At 55.1% G+C, this 24066-nt stretch carries 21 protein-coding genes and 3 pseudogenes; 6 read left to right on the top strand and 18 right to left on the bottom strand.

The annotated features are described in order from the left end of the window. Positions 1-53: 53 nt before the first annotated feature. From CD932_RS29745 to CD932_RS09535, 8 genes and pseudogenes are all read right to left on the bottom strand, one after another. A complete protein-coding gene (locus CD932_RS29745; protein ID WP_369679838.1) occupies positions 54-1103 on the bottom strand; it encodes a ThiF family adenylyltransferase in 1050 nt (349 codons plus the stop codon). Positions 1104-1235: 132 nt separating this feature from the next. Then, positions 1236-1400, bottom strand: a pseudogene (locus CD932_RS29320) (hypothetical protein); the annotation flags it as partial. 37 nt (positions 1401-1437) lie between these two features. Further along, the gene (locus CD932_RS09555; RefSeq protein WP_094442111.1) at positions 1438-2775 is read right to left on the bottom strand and encodes an IS4 family transposase; all 1338 of its coding nucleotides are present in this window, start codon (positions 2773-2775) and stop codon (positions 1438-1440) included. A gap of 54 nt (positions 2776-2829) precedes the next feature. After that, positions 2830-3879 carry a ThiF family adenylyltransferase gene (locus CD932_RS29740; protein WP_369679838.1) on the bottom strand — a complete coding sequence of 350 codons (1050 nt, stop codon included), beginning with the start codon at positions 3877-3879 and terminating at the stop codon, positions 2830-2832. Between the two features lie 132 nt (positions 3880-4011). Next, positions 4012-4176 (bottom strand): annotated as a pseudogene (locus CD932_RS29310) (hypothetical protein); the annotation flags it as partial. A 37-nt stretch (positions 4177-4213) separates the two neighbouring features. Further along, positions 4214-5551 (bottom strand): IS4 family transposase, encoded by a 1338-nt coding sequence (locus tag CD932_RS09545; protein WP_094442111.1) that lies wholly within the window; start codon positions 5549-5551, stop codon positions 4214-4216. Between the two features lie 346 nt (positions 5552-5897). Further along, complete coding sequence (locus CD932_RS09540) at positions 5898-7031, bottom strand: cyclic GMP-AMP synthase DncV-like nucleotidyltransferase (RefSeq protein WP_094442429.1); 1134 nt, start codon at positions 7029-7031, stop codon at positions 5898-5900. After that, positions 7024-8058 (bottom strand): CBASS cGAMP-activated phospholipase, encoded by a 1035-nt coding sequence (locus CD932_RS09535; protein WP_094443563.1) that lies wholly within the window; start codon positions 8056-8058, stop codon positions 7024-7026. The genes CD932_RS09540 and CD932_RS09535 overlap by 8 nt, the downstream gene beginning before the upstream one ends. A gap of 216 nt (positions 8059-8274) precedes the next feature. Here CD932_RS09535 and CD932_RS28150 point away from each other — a divergent pair, with 216 nt between their 5' ends. After that, positions 8275-8625, top strand: coding sequence for a helix-turn-helix transcriptional regulator (locus tag CD932_RS28150; RefSeq protein WP_141213217.1), 351 nt, complete (start codon positions 8275-8277; stop codon positions 8623-8625). Between the two features lie 733 nt (positions 8626-9358). Here the strand turns inward: CD932_RS28150 and CD932_RS09530 are convergent. Next, positions 9359-10512 (bottom strand): annotated as a pseudogene (locus CD932_RS09530) (IS3 family transposase); the annotation flags it as partial. Between the two features lie 758 nt (positions 10513-11270). On the opposite strand from CD932_RS09530, the gene CD932_RS09520 reads away from it, so the two are divergent. Both CD932_RS09520 and CD932_RS09515 read left to right on the top strand, forming a co-directional pair. Then, the gene (locus CD932_RS09520; protein WP_094442427.1) at positions 11271-11483 is read left to right on the top strand and encodes a hypothetical protein; all 213 of its coding nucleotides are present in this window, start codon (positions 11271-11273) and stop codon (positions 11481-11483) included. A 169-nt stretch (positions 11484-11652) separates the two neighbouring features. Continuing rightward, positions 11653-12054: a hypothetical protein gene (locus CD932_RS09515; RefSeq protein WP_094442426.1), complete on the top strand. Its 402-nt coding sequence runs from the start codon at positions 11653-11655 to the stop codon at positions 12052-12054. A 180-nt stretch (positions 12055-12234) separates the two neighbouring features. Here the strand turns inward: CD932_RS09515 and CD932_RS09510 are convergent, their stop codons facing one another. The 5 genes from CD932_RS09510 to CD932_RS28145 form a co-directional block, all read right to left on the bottom strand. After that, positions 12235-12780: an RNA 2'-phosphotransferase gene (locus tag CD932_RS09510; protein ID WP_094442425.1), complete on the bottom strand. Its 546-nt coding sequence runs from the start codon at positions 12778-12780 to the stop codon at positions 12235-12237. A 412-nt stretch (positions 12781-13192) separates the two neighbouring features. Then, positions 13193-13558, bottom strand: a complete 366-nt coding sequence (locus tag CD932_RS09505) for a hypothetical protein (RefSeq protein WP_141213216.1) — start codon at positions 13556-13558, stop codon at positions 13193-13195. A 431-nt stretch (positions 13559-13989) separates the two neighbouring features. Next, positions 13990-14511 carry an HAD domain-containing protein gene (locus tag CD932_RS09500; protein WP_094442423.1) on the bottom strand — a complete coding sequence of 174 codons (522 nt, stop codon included), beginning with the start codon at positions 14509-14511 and terminating at the stop codon, positions 13990-13992. Positions 14512-14624: 113 nt separating this feature from the next. Continuing rightward, complete coding sequence (locus tag CD932_RS09495; protein WP_141213215.1) at positions 14625-15776, bottom strand: hypothetical protein; 1152 nt, start codon at positions 15774-15776, stop codon at positions 14625-14627. 812 nt (positions 15777-16588) lie between these two features. Then, positions 16589-17488: a hypothetical protein gene (locus CD932_RS28145; protein WP_141213214.1), complete on the bottom strand. Its 900-nt coding sequence runs from the start codon at positions 17486-17488 to the stop codon at positions 16589-16591. Here CD932_RS28145 and CD932_RS09485 point away from each other — a divergent pair. Next, on the top strand, positions 17438-17728 hold the full coding sequence (locus tag CD932_RS09485; RefSeq protein ID WP_369679837.1) for a helix-turn-helix domain-containing protein: 291 nt from the start codon (positions 17438-17440) through the stop codon (positions 17726-17728). The two genes, CD932_RS28145 and CD932_RS09485, sit on opposite strands and share 51 nt — an antisense overlap. A 343-nt stretch (positions 17729-18071) precedes the next feature. On the opposite strand, the gene CD932_RS09480 is transcribed toward CD932_RS09485, so the two are convergent. Both CD932_RS09480 and CD932_RS09475 read right to left on the bottom strand, forming a co-directional pair. Continuing rightward, on the bottom strand, positions 18072-18746 hold the full coding sequence (locus CD932_RS09480; RefSeq protein WP_094442420.1) for a hypothetical protein: 675 nt from the start codon (positions 18744-18746) through the stop codon (positions 18072-18074). Between the two features lie 379 nt (positions 18747-19125). Further along, a complete protein-coding gene (locus tag CD932_RS09475; RefSeq protein ID WP_141213213.1) occupies positions 19126-19380 on the bottom strand; it encodes a hypothetical protein in 255 nt (84 codons plus the stop codon). A 218-nt stretch (positions 19381-19598) separates the two neighbouring features. Between CD932_RS09475 and CD932_RS09470 the strand changes: the two genes are divergently transcribed. Together CD932_RS09470 and CD932_RS09465 are read left to right on the top strand one after the other, a co-directional pair. Next, entirely contained in the window at positions 19599-20612 is a 1014-nt protein-coding gene (locus tag CD932_RS09470; protein ID WP_094442418.1) for a nucleotidyltransferase domain-containing protein, read from the top strand. Between the two features lie 135 nt (positions 20613-20747). Then, positions 20748-21428 (top strand): endonuclease NucS domain-containing protein, encoded by a 681-nt coding sequence (locus CD932_RS09465; RefSeq protein WP_094442417.1) that lies wholly within the window; start codon positions 20748-20750, stop codon positions 21426-21428. Positions 21429-21846: 418 nt separating this feature from the next. On the opposite strand, the gene CD932_RS09460 is transcribed toward CD932_RS09465, so the two are convergent. Both CD932_RS09460 and fumC read right to left on the bottom strand, forming a co-directional pair. Then, positions 21847-22305 carry a nuclear transport factor 2 family protein gene (locus CD932_RS09460; RefSeq protein ID WP_094442416.1) on the bottom strand — a complete coding sequence of 153 codons (459 nt, stop codon included), beginning with the start codon at positions 22303-22305 and terminating at the stop codon, positions 21847-21849. Between the two features lie 296 nt (positions 22306-22601). Beyond that, entirely contained in the window at positions 22602-24062 is a 1461-nt protein-coding gene (fumC, locus tag CD932_RS09455; RefSeq protein WP_094442415.1) for a class II fumarate hydratase, read from the bottom strand. Positions 24063-24066 lie beyond the last annotated feature (4 nt).

Below are 24066 nucleotides of genomic sequence, written 5' to 3'. Positions count from 1 at the left end.
GCGTCACCCAAAGTCAAAGAGTAAACGCGATCTCGGCAAAGTTTACAAGCCCCTCAGGTAAGTCCTTGAAAGTTAACGACTTTCAGGGCGGCGCGTGGGACGCCTGCCGACTTGTGTATAACGATATGATCTAAAGCTAGGCACGCCGCTTGAATTGACACCGTGGCGGGGAAAGGCACGTATTCTTGCTCGCAGCCCTGTCCGGCATAGATTTTGGGCATAGGTTCTACGGTTGCCTGATACAGACCTTCCCGCGCGTAATTTGCCAAGCAGTAGCCACATGCATGGCACCGTTCCGTTTTTAGATGTCCGCGAACGGCTATTCCAGGACCTTCAATCCACGTGGACAGCCGTGCCTGTGCTGCGTGGTATTTATGCTCTAGGACATACCCTAGCGACTCCTCGCCAGTCGCGTCGATGATAAGGTCCATCTTAGTCAGGTTGACTTCCTTTGCGTCGCGATGGATAGGTTTAACATTCACACCTGGAGCATCGCGAAGAAACTTCCGCGCCATTCCTCTCGCCTTATTTTTCCCAACATCCGAAAATCCCAGGATGTGACGCCCTAAGTTCCCAGTACTAAGAATATCGTTATCAATCAGTACTAGCTCGCCCCCGCCGCTACCAGCCCCAGCGCGCACTAGCAGGTCAGCGAGATGCCCGCCAATTGTTCCGCAACCCACCAGAGCAATCCGTTTTTCGGCTAGCGTCTTCATTGAAGGCACATTCCTTTCCACAATAAATTTGTTATCAATCCTGCTTCCGAAATACGGCACGGCTACACTTTCGCGCAACTCATCTAACGAAACCTTCTTTTTCTTCAGTTTCGAGGATTTAGCGAAGAGAATCGCCAAGCTATAGATAAACCGAGGCGACTTTATTACTACCACTACACCTAATGAACCGGAGCGAACAACGTTCCTTATCGCAGCCTCAATTCGATAAAATATCGCTCCATCAAGTCGGCGCTGCCAACTTAGAAACTCGCCCAAATTAGAGATTGGCCAGTGTATTAGGCTCGCTTGGGGCGGCACGGTTGACACAAAAGCCAAAACCGGGATTCTATTTGGTAAAATATTTAGGCCAAGTGCAGCAGCTTTCATCTTCGTTCGTACTGGGTCATCAGACAGAAATACCTGATTGTCTTCGGATTTCTCGTCCCCTAAAAGCAATTGCAGCGATTTGGATTCAAAGTCGTCCACATCAAAAAAGCAATTACTGCCGCCGCTTCCCCAGTAAGCGAAGAATTCATCAGCCAAATCGTCCACTACCGAACCATCAAGAATCTGCCCCAAGACGTATTCGGCCCGCTTAACAAAGGCGATAGTCTGGCCAACAGGGTCGAAAATATTGACAACTGTAGAAGACCGAGAAAGGTAGCACAGCCAACCCGTTGCGCTTAGATGAGGAGCTACTGCTCATATCGTTATACATAAGTCAGCCAAGCCCATCGCGCAGTGCGCGTAATGTTTCGGCTGCGGCGTGAACTTGACTCAATCCGCGCCAGATGGTTTTGACGCCGGGTTCTCCGTCGCTTTTCCGACCGAGGAAGCCGCCGACTTGGGCGATCAGGCGGACGATCTCGTTCAAGGTGGGCGGCGAGGCTGGCATCTTCTTCTTGGTCAGCAAATGGACGCCACGAATCTCGTCAGGATCGAAGAACAGCGCGGCATCGAGATCGGGGCAGGTCCTGCCCATCCGCATCAGAAAGGTGATGCGCCAGGCGACCACCATGAACAAGGCCAGCGCCCGCTCGATGCGGTCGATGGCCGATAGCTGCAGCGCTTCGACCTTGCAACCATTTTTGATCACATGGAAATAAATCTCGATCTCCCAGCGCGCCCGGTACCACTCGATCAATTCGACGGCTTGCTCGACCGTCTCGATGGGCCGATTGGTCAGCAGGCGCCATTCGACCGGCTCGCTGCCGGCCGGCGCGCCCACTTCGCGCGCCACCACGCAGGTCACGCCCAGGCGCCCGCCTTTGCCGTCGGCAATCTCGACCTGCCGGGCCCACAGTTGTTGGCGCACAGCACGCGCCTTCTGATCTTCGCGGGCCGGCATGGTGAAGCTGATTTCCCCCAGGGCCGTACCGCTGCAAGTGTACTCCCACAGCTTTTCGCCGTCGTCCACACTGCGGTTGTGTGTGGCGCGCACCAGCCAGTCGGCCGGCGTGTCCAAGTCACGCGCGCGACGCATCAACGCCACTACGTCGGCCTCGCGGTCGGCCACGTACACCAGCCGTGTGCCGGCCAACGTCGCGGCCATCTCGGCCACGCGTTCGTAACCCTCGATCCAGCGCGCGCTTTCTTTCTGTCCGGGACGTACGCCGTCCTTGCCGCGCTTCGCGCGCGCCCACATCCAGGCATCGAGCACGCCGAGCGGTTCGCGTGTCGGCGTGACGGCGTAGGTCGGATGCAGGTACATGCCGCGCCGTGCCTCATAGTTCAGCGGCCCAAGCCCCTCCGCTTCCTGGCCGTTGAAATCGAGTTCGGTCGTGTCCTGGATGCACAGCACGACAGGATGGGCCTGCATGCGCTCGCGGGTACGCTCCCAATGCGGGGCCAGGATGGCCTCCCAAGACACATCATCATTGGCGAGAAAGCGGTAGGCCGCGCAGGTTTCGCTCCAACTGTCGCAGGCCTCGGGAATGCTCGCCGTCGGCTTTGCCGTAAATCGTTCCATCAGTGTTCTCGCTCGTTTGTCGAGGCGAGCATCGCCCAAGTCCAGTCCAGCAAACTCTTGCTCCGTCCAGCGGCTCGATACCTTGGTCAATGCGTCACCCAAAGTCAAAGAGTAAACGCGATCTCGGCAAAGTTTACAAGCCCCTCAGGTAAGTCCTTGAAAGTTAACGACTTTCAGGGCGGCGCGTGGGACGCCTGCCGACTTGTGTATAACGATATGATCTAAAGCTAGGCACGCCGCTTGAATTGACACCGTGGCGGGGAAAGGCACGTATTCTTGCTCGCAGCCCTGTCCGGCATAGATTTTGGGCATAGGTTCTACGGTTGCCTGATACAGACCTTCCCGCGCGTAATTTGCCAAGCAGTAGCCACATGCATGGCACCGTTCCGTTTTTAGATGTCCGCGAACGGCTATTCCAGGACCTTCAATCCACGTGGACAGCCGTGCCTGTGCTGCGTGGTATTTATGCTCTAGGACATACCCTAGCGACTCCTCGCCAGTCGCGTCGATGATAAGGTCCATCTTAGTCAGGTTGACTTCCTTTGCGTCGCGATGGATAGGTTTAACATTCACACCTGGAGCATCGCGAAGAAACTTCCGCGCCATTCCTCTCGCCTTATTTTTCCCAACATCCGAAAATCCCAGGATGTGACGCCCTAAGTTCCCAGTACTAAGAATATCGTTATCAATCAGTACTAGCTCGCCCCCGCCGCTACCAGCCCCAGCGCGCACTAGCAGGTCAGCGAGATGCCCGCCAATTGTTCCGCAACCCACCAGAGCAATCCGTTTTTCGGCTAGCGTCTTCATTGAAGGCACATTCCTTTCCACAATAAATTTGTTATCAATCCTGCTTCCGAAATACGGCACGGCTACACTTTCGCGCAACTCATCTAACGAAACCTTCTTTTTCTTCAGTTTCGAGGATTTAGCGAAGAGAATCGCCAAGCTATAGATAAACCGAGGCGACTTTATTACTACCACTACACCTAATGAACCGGAGCGAACAACGTTCCTTATCGCAGCCTCAATTCGATAAAATATCGCTCCATCAAGTCGGCGCTGCCAACTTAGAAACTCGCCCAAATTAGAGATTGGCCAGTGTATTAGGCTCGCTTGGGGCGGCACGGTTGACACAAAAGCCAAAACCGGGATTCTATTTGGTAAAATATTTAGGCCAAGTGCAGCAGCTTTCATCTTCGTTCGTACTGGGTCATCAGACAGAAATACCTGATTGTCTTCGGATTTCTCGTCCCCTAAAAGCAATTGCAGCGATTTGGATTCAAAGTCGTCCACATCAAAAAAGCAATTACTGCCGCCGCTTCCCCAGTAAGCGAAGAATTCATCAGCCAAATCGTCCACTACCGAACCATCAAGAATCTGCCCCAAGACGTATTCGGCCCGCTTAACAAAGGCGATAGTCTGGCCAACAGGGTCGAAAATATTGACAACTGTAGAAGACCGAGAAAGGTAGCACAGCCAACCCGTTGCGCTTAGATGAGGAGCTACTGCTCATATCGTTATACATAAGTCAGCCAAGCCCATCGCGCAGTGCGCGTAATGTTTCGGCTGCGGCGTGAACTTGACTCAATCCGCGCCAGATGGTTTTGACGCCGGGTTCTCCGTCGCTTTTCCGACCGAGGAAGCCGCCGACTTGGGCGATCAGGCGGACGATCTCGTTCAAGGTGGGCGGCGAGGCTGGCATCTTCTTCTTGGTCAGCAAATGGACGCCACGAATCTCGTCAGGATCGAAGAACAGCGCGGCATCGAGATCGGGGCAGGTCCTGCCCATCCGCATCAGAAAGGTGATGCGCCAGGCGACCACCATGAACAAGGCCAGCGCCCGCTCGATGCGGTCGATGGCCGATAGCTGCAGCGCTTCGACCTTGCAACCATTTTTGATCACATGGAAATAAATCTCGATCTCCCAGCGCGCCCGGTACCACTCGATCAATTCGACGGCTTGCTCGACCGTCTCGATGGGCCGATTGGTCAGCAGGCGCCATTCGACCGGCTCGCTGCCGGCCGGCGCGCCCACTTCGCGCGCCACCACGCAGGTCACGCCCAGGCGCCCGCCTTTGCCGTCGGCAATCTCGACCTGCCGGGCCCACAGTTGTTGGCGCACAGCACGCGCCTTCTGATCTTCGCGGGCCGGCATGGTGAAGCTGATTTCCCCCAGGGCCGTACCGCTGCAAGTGTACTCCCACAGCTTTTCGCCGTCGTCCACACTGCGGTTGTGTGTGGCGCGCACCAGCCAGTCGGCCGGCGTGTCCAAGTCACGCGCGCGACGCATCAACGCCACTACGTCGGCCTCGCGGTCGGCCACGTACACCAGCCGTGTGCCGGCCAACGTCGCGGCCATCTCGGCCACGCGTTCGTAACCCTCGATCCAGCGCGCGCTTTCTTTCTGTCCGGGACGTACGCCGTCCTTGCCGCGCTTCGCGCGCGCCCACATCCAGGCATCGAGCACGCCGAGCGGTTCGCGTGTCGGCGTGACGGCGTAGGTCGGATGCAGGTACATGCCGCGCCGTGCCTCATAGTTCAGCGGCCCAAGCCCCTCCGCTTCCTGGCCGTTGAAATCGAGTTCGGTCGTGTCCTGGATGCACAGCACGACAGGATGGGCCTGCATGCGCTCGCGGGTACGCTCCCAATGCGGGGCCAGGATGGCCTCCCAAGACACATCATCATTGGCGAGAAAGCGGTAGGCCGCGCAGGTTTCGCTCCAACTGTCGCAGGCCTCGGGAATGCTCGCCGTCGGCTTTGCCGTAAATCGTTCCATCAGTGTTCTCGCTCGTTTGTCGAGGCGAGCATCGCCCAAGTCCAGTCCAGCAAACTCTTGCTCCGTCCAGCGGCTCGATACCTTGGTCAATGCGTCACCCAAAGTCAAAGAGTAAACGCGATCTCGGCAAAGTTTACAAGCCCCTCAGGTAAGTCCTTGAAAGTTAACGACTTTCAGGGCGGCGCGTGGGACGCCTGCCGACTTGTGTATAACGATATGGCTACTGCTCCCAAGATACCAGGGATTGTTTTCAACCGAATCAGAGGAATCGATGCAAAATCCTTCGCAATATACATTTCACAATCGTAGGCACACCTTTCGTGTCGAAGTACTCCTTGGAATACTAAAAATACGTCTAAAGTGCACTCGTACCTGAACTCATAATGCGAGAGGGCCTCGACCACCTCGGATATCTTGTTTGCGGCCGCCATTTGTGTCACGCAGACTTGTTGCGCCCGACGATTTCGGATGGCCCTGGGATAGCTGCCGTTGCAAGTACAGCTTCACGGGCCGATGGTGTTGGCACCCAATAAGGTTCAAATGGGAACCTTTGGCCCAACTGCTCCTGAAGCCAGCGACAGGCCAGTGACGCATCTGAACAGCTGATTGCCGCTTCTAGAACACCGGCGAACTTCTCGAACGCTTCAGCGGCTTCTTCAACGCCTTCCGGACCCAGCCGAGCCGTTAACGACTCTGCTTTTTCGGTAGGATTATCCACGCCATCCCGTAAGGTCTTGGGTAGAGCTTTGCACACTTCAAGCAACGCCAAATCATCTCGTGCGTGCTTTGCCTTAAACAGCGGCGACGCTGCCGCCATCAGCAAGATGGAGGCGGGCCCGCCTTGGCTCCATCGCCAATCACGATATGCTTTTATATAGCGGATAACGCGGCGAAGCTGTTCACCCTTTGCATCCACCTCATTCAAAAACCAGTCTTTTAGAGGTCGAGGGTCAGACTCAATCCAGTCTTTGTCACGATGAGCAAGAAGCACTTGGTCGTTTGGCAGGGCCGTCCATGCATCCCGTTCAGAACGTGTTACGGCGTCTTCTACACTATCCATCGCATATGAAGCACGCGCTTTCAGCAGCTCAAACTCCGTGTCTGGGATAGCGTACAGGGGTATATCCACGTGGGCGTCTAATGAGACTTCAACGCGAATACAAGTCGGCCTCTCAGACTGCTTCCATCCACGCATTTTTACCAACGGCTCCAGTGCCTCTTCCGCTGCGCTGAAGAATAGGGAGGCTGCTTTGCTCGGACGCTTCGTTTGAGTCACAAAGCCCATTGGCAAATATGCTCCGTCATCCAAATCGCACTGCTGCGGCGTTTGAGCGGGTGCATTAAGGGTCTTATACGACCATGAACCTTGAGTGAAAAATCGCGGAGTGGGAACGTCCAACTCATAGCCGCGTGCCCGCAACACTCTGGGTAGACCAAGCTTCAAGCACTCACGAATCTCTTTACGCGCATATTCAAGTATGACTTTTTGATAAGAATCTAAGGTCAGTGCATCCAGAAAGGCTGGGCGCTCTTCGTTGCTATTGTTAAACAAGACACTGAGGTTAAGCATTTGGTATCTCCGAATTTTTATTGGGACCGTGGTAAAAAGCTGGCTTTGGAGCGATGTGCTTACGGAAGACTTGGAAATTTGCCTCGCCAATGCTCCGTTGGAACGTATGGTTTGCCCTGTCCTTTAGTGTGTTAGTGGCCGCCACCGAGACCTTATCAAGTTTCTTAATGTCGGTACTTTGCTCAGGAGTAGGCTTTTCATCAAGCGATACATAATCACCGCCCAAAAGCTGTTTAAGCATGTAGTCGACAGACGACTCCTGAGCGGATATGACCAAACTAAACAAGCTTTCTCTCCACTGCCAAATTCCCCTATCGAGCGTTGAGCTATATGGCATAGTGGCTCCGCTTGTCATGGTTCCAATCGACAGAACACGGACACGAATCTTCCTAGCAGGTGCAATAAACTGATGTACCTCATGCAACCCGAAAAGTCCCGGAGCGTTTCCAACCAACCCGCCGTCCACGTATACGCCCCGATTGTTTTGAGCAATCGGGAAATAGGTCGGCGCCGCCGACGTGGCCAACCCGATGTCTGTCAAGCTCATGCGATGGTCTAACTCAAAGGATGGGTGGTGGGGGGTTTTAAAGAATTGCCCCATACCAGTTGAATAGTTCACGGTGGGGATAAGTACACGATGACGTAAATCACCTATTGTTTTGCTTCCGAAAGTTTGACCAAGTAAGTCTCGCAACCCATGGCTTGAATGTTTCGCCATGCACAGGAACCCTGCCCACCGCCGTAGCAGATTGCGATTTCCGAAAATCTTCTTACCGTGCACCTCGAATAGAGCCTGCAACTGTTCTGCGGGTACTTCTGCAGCCAAGCCAAGCGCAAGCAACCCACCCGCCGACGTGCCACATATCAAGTCGAAGTGGTTCGCCAATGGCCTTCCCAAGAGTGACTCGAGCTGATTGAGTATGGTCGCGGTGTACAAGCCTCGATACCCGCCTCCTGAGAGGGCAAGAACATGGTACTCCGGGACATCGTAGTCCGGAGCGCTTTCATATTTTTCTAAAAATGACATATAACGCCCCATGACAAAAACTTATCCACAATTTGATTTAAATAAATCAACTACTGTATCTAGTTAAAACAGCGAATAAAAATCAATATATTGTAAAAAATGGCAAAAGTATAAGTGCATATGGAAAGAAACGTGCCAGTTGCCATGAATTGATATAAAACAGCTTACACTAAAAAAATGCTAATATTCAAGTTATCCACAATTTTGGGGCCAGAAATGGCACTTTTTGATATGGCTATGCCCGACTTTGGCTCTGCTGGAGCCCTTGATACCGAAAATCTGATAATTCTGCTTCGTGACAGAGTGCGTTTTGAACGTCGGCGCCAAAACCTCTCACAGGCCGCGTTCGCCGAAGTGTGTGGCATACCATTGCGAACGTTTAAGCGCTACGAGTCCACAGGAACTGGCTCCATTGAACTCTTGGTGAAGATAGCGCAAGGGTTTGGTCGTGCACGTGGTTTCGATTCCATCTTTCCTCCGCAACCGCTAAACCCTCAACCTCGTGGGGTCAATGCGGTACTAGCGCGCTTGGGGCAAAGCATCGAGAAACGCAAGACCGAAAAGTAAAGATTAATCACGCGAGTGCGAAAATGAGAGTCGAGTCGTAGCCGATGAACGCAACGCACGTTAAAAATAATTCATGCCGTTTGCCAGCAGCTCTTTTGGCTACGAGCGCATACGTAGCATGCCTGGAGCCTTCTCCAAGCGCACCACGCTAAGCGACATCATGCCAATTTCGAATGATGGATTGGCAAAATGGTTCAACACAACTTGAATGAGCGAGGGTAAGTGCTGGGTTGGGCCTGAGCGGACATGCCCGCTGAGGGGAACCCGCTCGTGTACCTGCATAGACTCGACGGCCAATGCAACGGTATTTCTGTCTGACGGGTCGGAAGGAATTCAGGCCAAACCTGGCTGACGTGTGGCTTGGAGCCTCAAGTCTTCCATACGAAACAACACCGCCCTAGTGTGCATATCTCACGCTTCCGTGAACTCAGCGCTGAGCGCTGTACTTGGCCGCCACATTAAACGACTCAAGCATTCGGCCAACATAGACGTGCAGGAAGTAAAGTGGACCCATCCGTCAAGACAGTTTTTGCCTGAATTTAAGCTATGGTCTTGATCCTGCATGCAGCAGATCAGCGCTGCCCTGTCTTGCTTAATTTTACCCACCCGTGAGCATGGGAGTCATCTCGGTCGGCTCCCGGCAGGGCGGGGTTTGGGGCGGAGCCCCATGCTCCCCAGCACTGCTTGCATCGTGCCCTGGTTTTGTCTCAGGTGATTCCAGCGCAGGCACGCTGCCGTATTTATCGAGGATCAAGGCACCACCGCCTTCGCCACTTTTGTACACTACATCCGGCGTCTGATAGTTCAACGCCTGGTGCGGCCGCTCGCCATTGTAAAAGGCGAAGTACCGCGTCAATCCTGCATGCAGGTCGCCCATCGTGGCGTAGCCGTTCAAGTACACGTCCTCGTACTTGACGTTGCGCCACAGGCGCTCCACGAAGATGTTGTCCAATGCACGGCCCCGCCCGTCCATGCTGATGTCAACTCCTGCACGCTTCAGGACCCCTGTGAAGGCCACGCTCGTGAACTGACTGCCCTGGTCGGTGTTGAAGATCTCAGGCTTGCCGTGATCGATCAATGCCTCCTCCAGACAGTCCACGCAAAATGACGCGTCCATGCTGTTGCTGATGCGCCAGGTCAGCACGCGCCGCGAGTACCAGTCGATGATCGCGACCAGGTACGCAAAGCCGCGTGCCAGCCTGATATACGTGATGTCTGTACTCCAGACATGGTTTGGCCGCACGATGGCCACGCCACGCAGTAGATACGGATACACCTTGTGCCCTGGATGTTGAACTGCCGTGCCCGGCCCCGGCGCCATCCCCGCCAGCCCGAGCATGCGCATCAATCGCTGCACATGCTTGCGGTTAACCATCCAACCTTGCCGCGTCAGAATCACCACCATCCGCCGGCTCCCGTAGAACGGATGCCGCGTGAATTCTTCATCGATCAGCGCACACAAGGTCAGCTCATCGTCATCAGGACGCGCCGCCTCCCGTGGCCGGTACACGGTCGCCCTCGAGACACCCGCCAACTCGCATTGTCGCGACAGCGATATCTCGCCGGCGACGATCCATTCCAACCGCACCGCGCCGCTTACAGGCCTGACTTTTTTTTAAGCCAATCTAACTCCATCTTAAGGCGACCAATTTCGCCGTACAGCCGGTCTTCGTCCTCGTGTGCCGCCTCCACTTTCGGTCCCCGCTTACCTTCGAACAGGGTCCCAGCTCGGGCAAGGATCTCCTTCTTCCACTGGCTGACCATCACAGGATGGACACCGTGATGCTGCGCGATCTCGTTCACCGTTTTGATACCACGCACGGCCTCAAGACCGACCTTTCCCTTGAACTCCGCGCTGTGCACTTTCCGCTTCTTTATCTCCGCCATTCGCCGCCATCCTCCTGTGAGGACCATAGCTTAAACTGCTGTCTCAAATCGTGGGTCCACTATAAAGAACGCGCGTGCGGCACCGCCTAGCTAGTGTTCGCCGCGATAAATAAGCTATCTACATGAGGTACGAATTTCAACTGAACGCGCCTCCTGGAGACCAAATGCCAACAAATTACCTTGATGTCGTCGAACTGGGGGAGATGTTGGGCTTGAGTGTCGCGACCGTACGGAGACGGCTCCGGTGTCGAGCGTGGGAGTTACCACCGAGGGCGCATGGCTTTGGAGAACTTCTGCGATGGCGACGTACGGAAGTGGTTTGCTGGGTAGCTGAAACAGAATATCGAGCTGGCATGAAAAGGTAACGAGTCGCTGCCCGCATATAAATCCATCCGCTACACGTGCCGTCACTCAATGACGCTTACCGGCATCTGTCGGCGCCCAGCTCATTCTTTTGGCGCCTCGGGTGCTTCACATAATTTTTTGCAGAACATATGAAAAATTCACTTTTGGACTTAGCCGACTTGCTAGGCCGTAGCCCGGAAACAATAAAAAAAGACATCCGCCGCAACCGTCTGGCCGTTCCTCCTCGCCTGCATACTCCAGGAACGCGGCTCCTGCGATGGCGCCGGGGCGACGTTGATGCCTGGCTCGCAGGCCACGTCGAGTCTCACGTAAACGCGACAAGCGGCAAATAGCAACTAGAAGATTCAAGTCCCAATTCGAGCACCCATTACTTCACCATGGAAATCATAAACATGAACCCTACCGCCTCCCGTGCCCCAGTTGATTTTAAGGTCACAAACGACAATGCACTTTCCCTTCTCGCCGGTTTCAGTCGCGCCGCTCGTGCTGCCGGTTGGACCGACGAACAGATAAAGGAAACAACCGACCGAGCAATGTTGAGGGAGTACCGGCTTTTACAGGTCACTCTCGCCGCATACACTGCGGAGTATCTCACCGAGGGCTAGGCGAAGTGCGACGTTGAGCAGACTGAAACGGTCATTAGCCGCCTTAATTTTCCTTTTTCCGGATGGGAAGAAATATTCTCAATGCATATAACAAGATTCGCTCCCTTGTGCCTATACCAAAAGTAGGCGCTTCCTGCGCCCCGAAAATGATTTCCCAAAGGACAAAATTATGCTGACTACATCCGACGTGTCGAACCTTGTTAAGCTCGAAACTGAATACCACGCTGCAGTCGAACACCGTAGTGCTGCAAGAGAAGTGGCAAACTCCGCCGATTTCCAGTTTCGCGCAACATTAGAAGTATGTGAGCACGCAATCAATTTGCAGCGAGCGTTGGAGAAGAATAGGTTTCATGAGGCTGAAGAGGCATATACCCCTGCTCACCGTATGCTCATGAATATGCAGTACAAGGCCCGAGATTTGTACCGGCACGCTGACGAGGCATATAAAGACGCCCATACAGCCGCAGAGAAGAGTTTTTACGCGGTCAAAGAAGCACGCGTGTCTGCAACTTCAGGTGCGCCGCAAACTCATTCAGGCACCGATGAAATCTTGTTGAAAGACATTTCATAATTTGATGAGGGGCATGCTACCAGCATGCCCCTCATATTTTCTCGCGCCCGTCGCCACTCCCCTTGATGTATCCCACCGCATCGGACGAGGACAAGTCATGGGTTTGGTGGGTGAAGCTGAGGGCCGTCGGTGTGCAAAAGTGTCATGGCGCGACGGAGGCTTTGAGCGTCGCCAGTACATTCATTTATCTGGAAACCGAATGTATCTAGCAGGGATGGTCGGAGTCAACCACACACCGTTGTCCGAGCATCTGAACCGGTACCCATCACGGAGCAGTGGAAATGTTTCCACGAGGAGCACGACCGGCGTACCCCGTCGCGCACCTACCTCGGATGCAGTTTGTTTCGTTGCAGAGAGATGTACGTCTCGGCGCGTGCCTGGTAGCAGACCCTGCCGGCGAATCGATGCGATAAACTTTTGCGCCGTACCGTGAAATAGCACCGGGGGCGGGGTTTTTACCGGAAGCTTCAGGTCAACATCGACAGAGTGCCCCTGTGCCGCGCGGATACGCGTTCTGTCCTCACTCAACGAAAATCGCTGCTTATCATTTTCGACCACTATTTGCATCAGCTCATCTTGAGTGAGTACGACGCCGGCACTCGCTGATTTCAAGAGCAGCTCAGCAACCGCAACCCATCCCCGTTTATCGATTTCAAGGCCGATAGCGTCCGGCCGGTGCCGAAGCCACCGGGATAGCAACTTGCTCTTCTCTTGCAAACTTGTCATTTGATTTCTCGCTTTCAATTCATAAACGCGCCCTGCGTTTTTCGAAATGCACCTGCAGTTGCTGCCGTTGCCGCCGGGCGAACAGTCGTCTGGGCGGCGGTTGGCATCAGCTCAGCCGACCGTATACAACGAACTGAGGCGAAAGGGCGTGACATTCGAACTGCTGCGGCCGTGCTATCGGACGGCTACATGATGTTGTCACGCCTCGCTCGAGCCTGTCCGAGTATCTCGTCGGCTCTGGCATTCTCCCCAAGTGCGCTGAGGACCTCCGCTTCTGTGACATTGGGCAGAGCAAAAAAGACGGTCCACCGTGGAAGAGGAAGTTGACCTCGCAACGTTTGTTACCGCGTCCAAGCGGACTCCGGCGCACAGGGCCTCGAGCATTTTCGCCAGCTTTGCGGCGACGCCGGGCTCAACGAGCGCCAGGTATGGGCTGGTCGGGGCAACCGACCGATGCATCTTCAGTTTTAGCTGCTTTTTCGGGTGCTGCCGCCGGTTTGACCTTAACGCGTGCACGTGCCGTGTTCGTGCTCACCGAATTCTCGTCGAGATGGGACAAGAACGCCAAAATCTCCCTAAGAATCTGGCTCACTGCGGCAACTTCCTCGACCGGTGCCTGTTTAAAAGCAGTCATCAATCCATCAAGCTGCTTAGTTTCCAGTCTAAGGTTGTTATTTGTGGACTGCGAAGCGAAAAGCACAGCGAGCTGTTTGAAAAGGCACGCCGCTGCCGCGCATTCCGGGGACCGGGCTGCTTTTTTGAGGGCGGTTGCACACATGTTCATTTCTCCTAGAGATTGTGGATTATGGTGGGTATGCCAAGCGGGGCAAGCTCGACACAGTAAATCGTTGGCTGGCATTGGGATAGAGCAAAGGCGGTTCCGTTGCCTCACTCGCTGCTCCGGAGTCCTAGAGTGTCACGAGACGATAACCACCCGCCCGTCGGTTTGTAAGAGCGTCACGGCGCGGCGTGCACCGCAAGACTTAGTGGTCGGCCATCACTGGTCGTTTCACTTTGCGGCCGCACTCTAGCGTCGCCTACTCAACAGTATGCGCCCCGGTGGCGGCCCTCTGACAGGCGCCGGCGAGGACCACGCTGACTGAGTTGGCTGACTCGCAGCGACAGTTGCTGTAGGCGATTCCATGTGTGTATTCCGGTACCCTTCATTCGATTAGGAGCACACCCCCTGCAGCGATAATCTCGGACGAATCAGAAAGAAGCTAAGACCTTGCGAATTGCTTTCTGCACACTGATGCAGCTGAGTCCAAGATGGTCTTCCGTTTTAATGAGACGGTCTCTGCACCACGCTGGCCAGCCTCGGTCGTCATTATCAATCGCGAACCACTTTGTTGGCTTGCGGCGCTCGACGTCCCGCCATACCTGCAGGCCTCTCGACATCAGGTCGAAATCCAGCTTTTGGGTTACGCGATTGTCGAAGGTTGCACCAACCACTCTTGCCTGAAGTGCTGGGGAAAGCTGAGCCTTAGCAAACTCAAGACTTCGGGCGCGCACCCACGATGTACTCAGTACGATTTCAACTTCTGGAAATGGTTGTAGCAGCCGTTCCAAAATCGGTGCCCATTCGAAAAGTTCGTGTCCGTGCGCCGTCATATGAATCCCACGGCTGGAACTTACGTAGACAGAGTCAAAATGCGTCACTCCGTCGAAGTCGCAATAGCAGACCCATAACGGCCCACCAGGCACCTCTTCATCACCATTCAACTGTTGCATTTCGACGCTCCAGTAAGGCAACAAAAGTGACTAGCTGCAAAGGCAACGCCCGGCGACAGAGCCGCTTCCAAATATCGCTCCGCCGTGATTGCAGCCGCATCGTGCTTGGCCAGTTACTTCATTCGAGTACTGTTGTTCGTTGCGACCCGCGCCTTGAGGTCAGCGATGCGCTGCGCTGCCGCGCTGCAATCGGCTGCGGGCATTTTTCCTTGAGCATCAACCTGGTAGTACGGATAACGGCTAGTGAAATACAGCGATGCATTGCTGCGGCACGCAGTATCCATGACGAAGTCCATCACCAGGTAGCGACTCACGTACTCGTTTAGACGAGGTGCGACTTTAGTGCCGGCAACAGTCCCCGATACTTTTTGCGCATCAGGCGTTTTAGTATCCCGGAGGGCCTGTAGGGTCATCGTTGCGCCTGGGTTAAACGTGCCATTCGCCCAGGTCCCGACACTGATGGGCATGCCCGAGCCATCTACATTGGCCAACGCGTAGCTGCCCTGAGCCGCGGTGCCGACAGCCTTGACCACCGCTTGGGCTGGCAGGTCCAGCATCACGCCGAGGTACTCCAGCCCGTTAAGGAGTTCCTGGCCTTGTAACGATTGCGCACCGTAATAGGTTGTGTCACTCTTGACTGACCCTTTCAGCACATTCAGGTATACCGACTTGTCCTGTAGGAAAACGGCGTTTGCAACATCTAGCTCGAGCACGCGCTGCATACCCTCGACGAATGCGTTGGCCAATGTCGCACCTTTACGTGCGCTCGCCGTCATCGCATTAGCCGCGATATCAGTTAGCTGGCTAATTTTGAAGTTGTTGTACTCGGTTGTCACGAACGGCGTTATTAGTTCCAGCGAACCGCCGGGCTGAATTGTGTTGTCTGCAGCACGGGCTACTGTTCCGCCAACCGCCACAAGGCGTACCGGGCCCAAAGGGGCAGTGGTTGCTGTGATAGCGAACTGGCCGTTGACATCCGCAGTGACCTGAGCACCTAACGCCGCACCAGGGCTACCATCCGCCTGCACGCTGTACGCGGTCACGGAGGCGCCGACATATGCGGTGCCTCGAATATTCTGGGTAGCGACACCTGGCGCAGCCGCGCCGGTCAAAATGTTGGTTACGGTCGTTGGCGCCGCCGTTACTGGCGGCGTCACCGTTGTTGGTGGCGCGGACGAGCCGGCATTGCTACTGGAACCCCCTCCGCCACATCCACCAATGATAAGCATGGCTGCCGTTGCTGAAATTTTTTGTAGAGTTTTCATTTTTCTCATGAGTATGTACAAGCGTAGGCCCTTGGGGGCAGGTATGAAAATTTTGTATATGGGTTGACAGTTGAGAGCTTGTTTCGAATGGAGTTTGCGGCTGCGTATCCAGGCCTAGCATCCATCCGGTTTCCAATCCCATTTACCACTAAAGGGGTCGTGGCAATACTGGGCTTGGAACCGCTGCGTGCAGCCATTTTCAAACGTACGTACGCAGTCGCCGTTAATGCACTGGTAGGTAGACCGAACTGTTCGCCCAGGGGGAGGGCCGCAATTTGCCCTCGGCTCTCGTTTAGGTGTATTCGGCTGGGGATACCCTGTCTCGTCCCACCAACTTGTGATATCAGTAGTTTGACAATCACCCAGCTTCTTTTCCTCACATTGGCGAAATGCTCGGTCTACGGCGTCCTGCTGCGTGTCGACACCTGTGCTCATTGCACATCCTCTTACCCCGCACACCATCGCACCGCCGCCGAAGCCTTTTTGCCTATGTATTACGGCGCACGTTGCCGCCTTCTTAGCAAGGCCGCTTTCTTTTGCATACGCTCTGCATCCTTTTACTGCAGCCAAGTCGGCCTCTTTTTGAGTTGCGTAACTCGACGCGGCGTAAATCGTGCCGTGTGGTATCCCGTCGACTTGCGCGATGGCGGTGTAAGCTTGACTGACTAACGGCGTGAGGGCAGCCACTAATAGCAGCAGAAACTGCCGGCCCCTTCTAGCAAAGCCAAGCTGATGACTGTGTACTTCGCGTTCCCTCCCGGCGTCGGCAAGATTGGCGGATGTGCAAACAGGGTGAGCTCCGTCATGCCGTGTCATAGGCTCAACCTCGTTTTAGGTACTCGTCGTCGAAATTCCTTTGCTGCCAGCAGCACCTGTTCAAGTTTCTGCCCGTACCCTACGGCGCCATCTTGCTCTCCATTAGTGGCTAATATTTTTAACGGTGTCTGATTGCCTAAGTCCACGTGCTCGGTTGTGAAAAAACGAAACTTACGAACTCCATCAATGCTAAGCAGTCCTTTTGACACAGCAGCAAGACGGGCTGGGTCGTACTGCGAGTCAGCGAAAAAAGCAGGGTAATAGTCATCGCCAAAAACCCCGTCAACCCAGTGCGGCATCGTGAAGATTTTTCGTTCATGTACCAACCTGAGTAGGCGAGCTTCGGTGAAGCCAGCACGAAGACCCAGCTCAGTTGCGGTGATTAAGGTGCCATCGTCAATTAATTCACGTCCACGTCTTCCCATGGCACGGTCGAGACGGAACTCAGTCGCACAGGCCTGGGTCAGCTTACTTCCAACGCACCCAGGCTGCGTAGTTATCCAATGCAAGTACTCCGTGATGCTGGCCAAGTCTGACCGTGCCAGTCCCTTGGTCGCCTCCTTGAACGCTTTTGCCACCGCTTTGCTATCGGCGTCGGCCCGGCCCGAGGGCAGGCCTGCACGGGATGCACCCACTGCAGCTGAAAAAATGCAATAGGAAGAAAGGAATTGAGCTGAAGTCATTTCGTAGTTAAAAATTGCGTTGGTCAAAACGTTATGTGGATGCGTTCTGCTAGTAAATGTAAGGAGCAAAACTGCGCCAAACTTCGTTACCTCTATGGCGGCAGAAAAAAACAGAGTCGACAACTGACGTGGAAGCACGCAGCAAGTCTGATTTTCCGTAATATGAAATATTGTATCGTATACTTTATAGACCGAGTAAAGTATATAACTCATGCTATGGCTGTCATGAGCAGCCATTACACAGTCAAAACAGCCCGAGAACGACTCGCTCGTAATCTAAGGGATTGGCGTGCAAAAAGAGGTATGAGCCAGGATGTTTTGGCGGAGCATTCGGGTCTGTCCCGAGTTTTTCTTTCTCGTATAGAGAGTGCGCTCGACACTGTTTCTCTCGACAATATCGAAAAAATAGCCGAAGTATTGAAGATTGATATCCTAGATTTGCTGCAGCACTAGCACGCTCACAGAAATGCCATCTACCGCTATGCCGCCATCGCGGTGGCACCTACAACAGCGGATTCGAGTTTTCGGGCCGGCTCCGGTAGGAGCTTAGGAGACCTTCTGCGCGACTGTCTTCACAACATGGCCTGTGAGGCAGCGGCTACAGCAGCGTTAGGAGCGCGCCCACCAAGGATTTGGCCGGTAGAACTGGGTTCAATTTGGCGGGGTATGGCCGCATGACCCATGTAGACCACAACGCCCAGGGGGACCAGTCTGCGGCCCGACGTGTTGCGGTACCTGATGCAGTGCTCGCGCCATGCAGAAGGTGTGGGTTTTGGACTATATCCCGCGGTTCAGACTATCGTTCCGTGGGATGCGAATACTGCATATATTCGTCGTTATAGAGTGCGGTGCGAAGTTGGTGGGTCAACTCTGCTATTCGTATTCCCGTTTGTTCGATATCAGCGTCACTTTGTGGACCTGGTTGGGTAACACCGTTGTGGCTGAACAGACCTGCCCAGTCTAATTCATTGCAGGCGCGCGCCGAGCGGAGCGATTCCAAGAAGTACCGCCGGTCCTGTTCCTTGGCGGTTTCCAGGGCGGGCTTGCCGAATCGGACTTCGGCCAGCACGAAGAATCCTAAGGCTGCGATGATAAGTGTCGTCCCCCAACCCGCCGCGCCCCCCAGCATAATTACCGCCCCCACTGCAAGAACGATTCCGCCGACACCGCCGGCGACCATTGCCAACAACATCAACCGTGTGGCCTTGGTTTGCAATGCCTCTTGGGATTCGCTATTGCGGAGTTCCTCAAGTTGCTTGCTGAAGCGGTCGTAGTAGGCGACGTGGTTCTCGCTGGCCGGGTTGTAACCGTGGAGGGACTTCAAATAAAAAATGAAGGATTCCACTTGTTGCACGTTAAGAGTCTCCAAACCCGGCAGCGCCTGTTCGACGATGCGATAGAGCTCTTCGTCTTGTTTCACGTAGCTCAGGTATTCAGACGCCATGCTCGTCCCGTGTGAGATGTTCTGCATGCAGTCTACACTGAAGGTTACGGGGCTTGCTATTCGAACATTACCCGACACCGCTAAAAATCACGCGGAAGTGCTTGCTTGGCAAAGCACAGAAACCATGCACTCGTCGCCGTCACGGATTGACTCCGGAGTCGCAATGGGGCCAACCGGTCCACGTGCGCGTGCCGCGTGCAGTATCTCCTAGACCTTCGCGTCAACTGCGTCGGACGGAGGAACCTGCCATCCAACCAGCTCGGCGGTTCGACGCATTACCCACTTGGCCTCCGGCTCGGATACCCAGCCCGTTGCAATCAGCCGCGGCAAATATTGGTCGAGAATCTCTGTCTCTGACATGTGTGAGCGTTTTCTGCCTTTGGACTCAAGGGACTTTTATGGCGAGTTATTGCGCAAGGTCTTCGCAGTTGTTCCTGCGCTCGAGTAGCTCCGGCGGCGTGCAGCCAGGGCTGTAGAAGCGGCCTTGGTAGCGAGTCATCAGGAACTTGGCCTGGGCGCCTGAAACGGTGCCAAGGTTCTTTGGGCGAGGAAAATCTTCCGGCAGCGACACAGCAAGCTCCGCTTCGGCTTCATCCGGTTGGGGGATGTCGAGTTCAGTATCCATAGTGTAATCAGCGTTGAGTGTTGGGACTTCGAGCATATACTCCAAGGCTGAATTTGAAGGTCTGGCGAACTGGGAGGTTCATCAGCAACCTCCTATCCAACGCGACGACATGGCACTATTTATCTAATCTGCGGGAAGACATGTAATATTTTCTATGTAATTGATTTTAAAGGATTTTCACAAGTTTTCGCCTATTTTTCTAGATTTTTGTGAAAACCTTTGAAAAACAAACACTTAGGGTATAAAATCCGTTCATGGAAATCGACTACGGATTCACACTACTAGACGGTGACGCGCGACGTCAGTACATCAACGCTCGAGAGGTTTTTGAAGCGGTGCGAGCTGCCGAGGTTCAAGCCCGCGACTATGAGGGGACGATACGCTGGCGGGCTACATCTGGGAGCGAATATCTCATTCGAGTTTCCCGCAGAGGGACACAGAGAAGCCTAGGAGCACGTTCGCCAAACACTGAGGCTATCTATGAAACCTTTTTTGTCAAGAAAAATGCAGTTGAAGAACGACTCGAAGGATTGCGAAAGAAACTGGAACTTAATACGCGCCTCAACCGTGCGCAGTTTCTTGGCCGAGTAGACTCAACTGTAGTTGGAATTCTTAATTGCCTCCGTGACGCCGGACTGCAGGACAACACGCTGGTAGTTGGAACGAATGCACTCTACTGCTACGAAGCTGCTGCCGGTGTTCGTATCGAGAGAGAACATCTGGCCACGGACGACCTCGACATCCTGTGGGACAACCGCAAGCGTCTAACATTGGCTACGCGAGAGAAACTTCAACCATCCGGGCTTCTAGGCCTTCTTAAGCGTGTTGATAAATCATTCGAGCTCAAAGCTACTCCCGACCTATTTACCGCAGTGAACCGGGATGGCTACCAAGTCGACCTTCTACGCCGCGCCGGGCCTGGGAGCGACAAAGAGCCTGGACGCATGAGCGAGCACGCAGATGACTTCTGGGCCGTGCGCTCGCGCAATGCGGACTGGATGCTAAGTGCCCCAAAATTTGACTCCGTCGTCGTTGGCGATGATGGCGCAATGGCCAAAATGACAACCATCGACCCGCGGGCATTTGTGCTCTTCAAAATGTGGATGTCGGGCCAAAAAGACAGAGACCCCATCAAGAAGCACCGAGACAAGAACCAAGCACGTCTTGTCACAAAGCTTATTGAGGAGTATCTCCCGCACTTAGGCTTTGATGAACTCGTATCGTTCCCTGCAGACTTGCGTGAGGCTGTTATCACTTTTTCCCAGTGAGCCTAAACGAATGGGTATTGAGTCCGCCCTGGATGGCGTGGTATAGGGCAATCCACCCAAGTTAAGAGTTGCCGTGCGTCGGTGCCAAGTAAGCTAGTCGCAGGTTGAAACTTTTATATAAACAAAAAGGCCCGAATGTCTCGCTACGCCCAGCTCACGCAGCACCTGCTTGCAAACCCTAATGCTCAGTTCATGCTGTCATTTGACGAGTTGGACAAAGTGGTTTTCGGCGGCCTACCTGCGTCAGCACGTCAATACCACGCGTGGTGGGCAAATAACGCAGCAAGTCAGCCGCATGCTAGATACTGGTTAGATGCAGGCCTACGAGCCTCCCCGAACTTCAAAAACGGGTTTGTCGTCTTCACCAATGACGCCGCACTAGAAACAAGCGAACTGGCGGCATCGGTTGTGGACGAATCGACGCAGCAGGAGCTGACTGAGTACGTTGAAAGCAGCCTGAGCCTCGAACGGGACCTGGAAGACCAAATCGTCAGCCACCTTGACGTCCTTGAGCCAGGCCTGAGGCTGGTGTCCCGCCAAGAGTCCAGCGACGTCGGTCGGCTCGACTTACTCGCGCGGGACGCCGAGGGGCGCACGGTAATCATCGAGCTGAAAGCAGGAGAAGCGAAGGACTCATCTATCGGCCAAATCGCCAGGTACATTGGGTGGTACGCCGATAAAGAGGGCACGCCGCCACGGGCCATATTGGTCGCAAGTGCGTTCGCGGAGCCGGTGCGCTGGGCGGCGAGGGCCATTCCTGGGCTGAAGCTGGTGACTTACAGAGTGCAGTTCGCGTTCGAAGAAGCGACAGTGTAAAAAGGGATATAGCCGCCGTATGACGAGTCGGCCAGAATGTAACTAAGAACGTCGTTTAAGGGATGTTATTTACGGAGTTGGAAGGGGTGGGCGCTGAAACATCGGCCACCACTCAGTTACACGTCTTAGTTACAAAAAAAAGTTCTCATAACCGTTCTGAGGTACAACAAGCCCCGGTTTGTAAACTAAACCCTGTAGATCGTTGATTTACAGGGTTTTTTCTTGTTTACACAATGTTCTTTGACAACACACGGAGATTGTATATAGGGGACCGCAGTGATTGACGTGGCATTACCAGTAATTGTCAGGCGCTGGCACCTTCGGGACAAGGTCCCACCAAGGAACATTGCCAAGGGCTAATCACCATTAAGCAAGCGTACTTGTCGCCCGTTTTGATGGGAGTGCCGACGGGCAGCAACTATTTTTTGCTGACCTGACGCGCCGTATCGTAGTACTGCCACAGCACATTGACGATCTTCCACTCGCCGCGCTGGTTTTTATACAGGTGCAGATAATCGATCCACTCATCGGCACTCAACTTGACAGTCGCCACGCGCTGATCGATATCGAGGATCCTGATGTCCACCCGTGGATGCGTCGGGAATTTCGTGCCATCCTGGTTGTAGTTCCTGGCCACCTTGAGCATGGTGTCCATGTCGGTTTTCATGATGAATTCCGTGCCGTCGGCCGCCTGCCAATAGGTGCGTTTGGCGAGCTGGGGGTCGAGCGCGCGTTCCATGCGCGCCGGATCGGTCTGGTGCTGCGACTCGATATAGTCGCGTACGGCACCTTCGATCAACTGGCTATCGGTGATATCGGCTGCCTGCGCCACCAGTGGCGATACCACGAACAACAAACACATTAAAAAGCGCTTCATGGAAAACCTCGGTTAGTGGGCAATCGTGGATAGCCAACGCAGCCAAGCTTGGGCCGCGCCTCTGCATGGTTCATCTACTGGGATAGGTTAGGTGCGACCGGCTCCGCCGGGGGCGCACGCGGGCGGACGAAGCGGGAACCTTGTCGAGGACAGTTTGCGTATGGGGGAAAGGACATCAGCTTGCTGGCGATATGCAGCGTCCTTGTTGCGGTGGAAGCGGTCATGGCGTGCCCCGGTAGCTGGAATAGCGTCGATTCTACAAGGCTTCACCCATTGACGGAGTCCTTCAAGCCGTCTCAGGCGCCACCGACACCGCTGCCCACCATGGCGCCGGGGTTGACCACGCGGTCGAACGTGGCGGCGTCGACGTAACCCGATTGCAGCGCCGCCTCGCGCAGGGTGCTGCCGCTGGCCTCGGCCTGTTCGGCGATCTGGGCCGCCTTCTGGTAGCCGATCACCGGCGACAAGGCCGTCACCAGCATCAGGCTGTTGGCGACGAAGCCGGCGATTTTCTGTTCGTCGAGCTGCGTGCCTTCGACCGAATAGCGGCGGAATTTTTCGCAGCCGTCGGCCAGGATGGTGGCCGAATGCAGGAAGGCGTTGATGATAATCGGGCGCATCGCGTTCAACTCGAAATTGCCCTGCGAACCGGCAAAGGCGACGGCGCTGTCGTCGCCCATCACCTGGATGGCGATCATGACGATGGCTTCGCACTGGGTCGGATTGACCTTGCCCGGCATGATCGACGATCCCGGCTCGTTCTGCGGCAGTTTCAGTTCGCCCAGGCCGCAGCGCGGGCCCGACGCCAGCCAGCGCATGTCGTTGGCGATTTTCATCAGCGCCACCGCCAGGCCGCGCAGCGCGCCGTGCGCGCGCACCATGGCGTCGAGCGAGCCTTGCGCCATGAACTTGTTCGGCGCGGTCACGAAAGGCTTGCCGGTCAGCGTGGCGATCTGCCGCGCCACCTTGACGGAAAAGCCCGCCGGCGCATTGATGCCGGTGCCGACCGCCGTGCCGCCGACGGCCAGTTCGTACAGGCCCTGCCGGCTGTCCTCGATGGCGCGCATGGCCGCGCGCAGCTGGGCCGCATAGCCCGACCATTCCTGGCCCACCGTCAGCGGCGTGGCGTCCTCCAGATGGGTGCGGCCGATCTTGATCACCCCCATCCAGGCCGCCGCCTTGGCTTCGATCACAGCGGCCAGCCGGTCCACTTCGGGCAGCAGGCGGCGTTCGAGCACATCGAGCGCGGCGATATGCATGGCGGTGGGGAAAGTGTCGTTCGAGCTTTGTCCCAGGTTGACGTCGTCGTTCGGGCCGACCGGCTGCTGGCTGCCCAGCACGCCCCCCAAGAGCTCGATGGCGCGGTTCGACAGCACCTCGTTGACATTCATGTTCGACTGCGTGCCGGAACCGGTTTGCCAGACGTACAGCGGAAAATGCTCGTCCAGGCTGCCGGCGATGGTTTCGTCGGCGGCGCGGATGATGGCCTGCGCCTTCCAGTCCGGCAGCCGGCCCTCGGCCTGGTTGACCAGTGCGCAAGCTTTCTTGACGACACCGTAGGCGTGATACAGGGCCTTGGGCATGCGGTCGTCGCCGATCGAAAAATGCACGAGCGAGCGCGCCGTCTGCGCGCCGTAATATTTGTCGGCAGGCACGTCGATCGTGCCCATCGAATCGAATTCCTGGCGCAGGCCGGTAGCGGCCAGGCTGATCGGCACATCGTGCAGCACCGGCGGCTGGCTGTGGGTGTCATTCATCGCA

The sequence above is a fragment of the Janthinobacterium sp. PC23-8 genome, from assembly GCF_002250505.1.
GTDB lineage: Bacteria > Pseudomonadota > Gammaproteobacteria > Burkholderiales > Burkholderiaceae_D > Janthinobacterium.
This window is presented reverse-complemented; position numbering and strand designations above follow the sequence as displayed.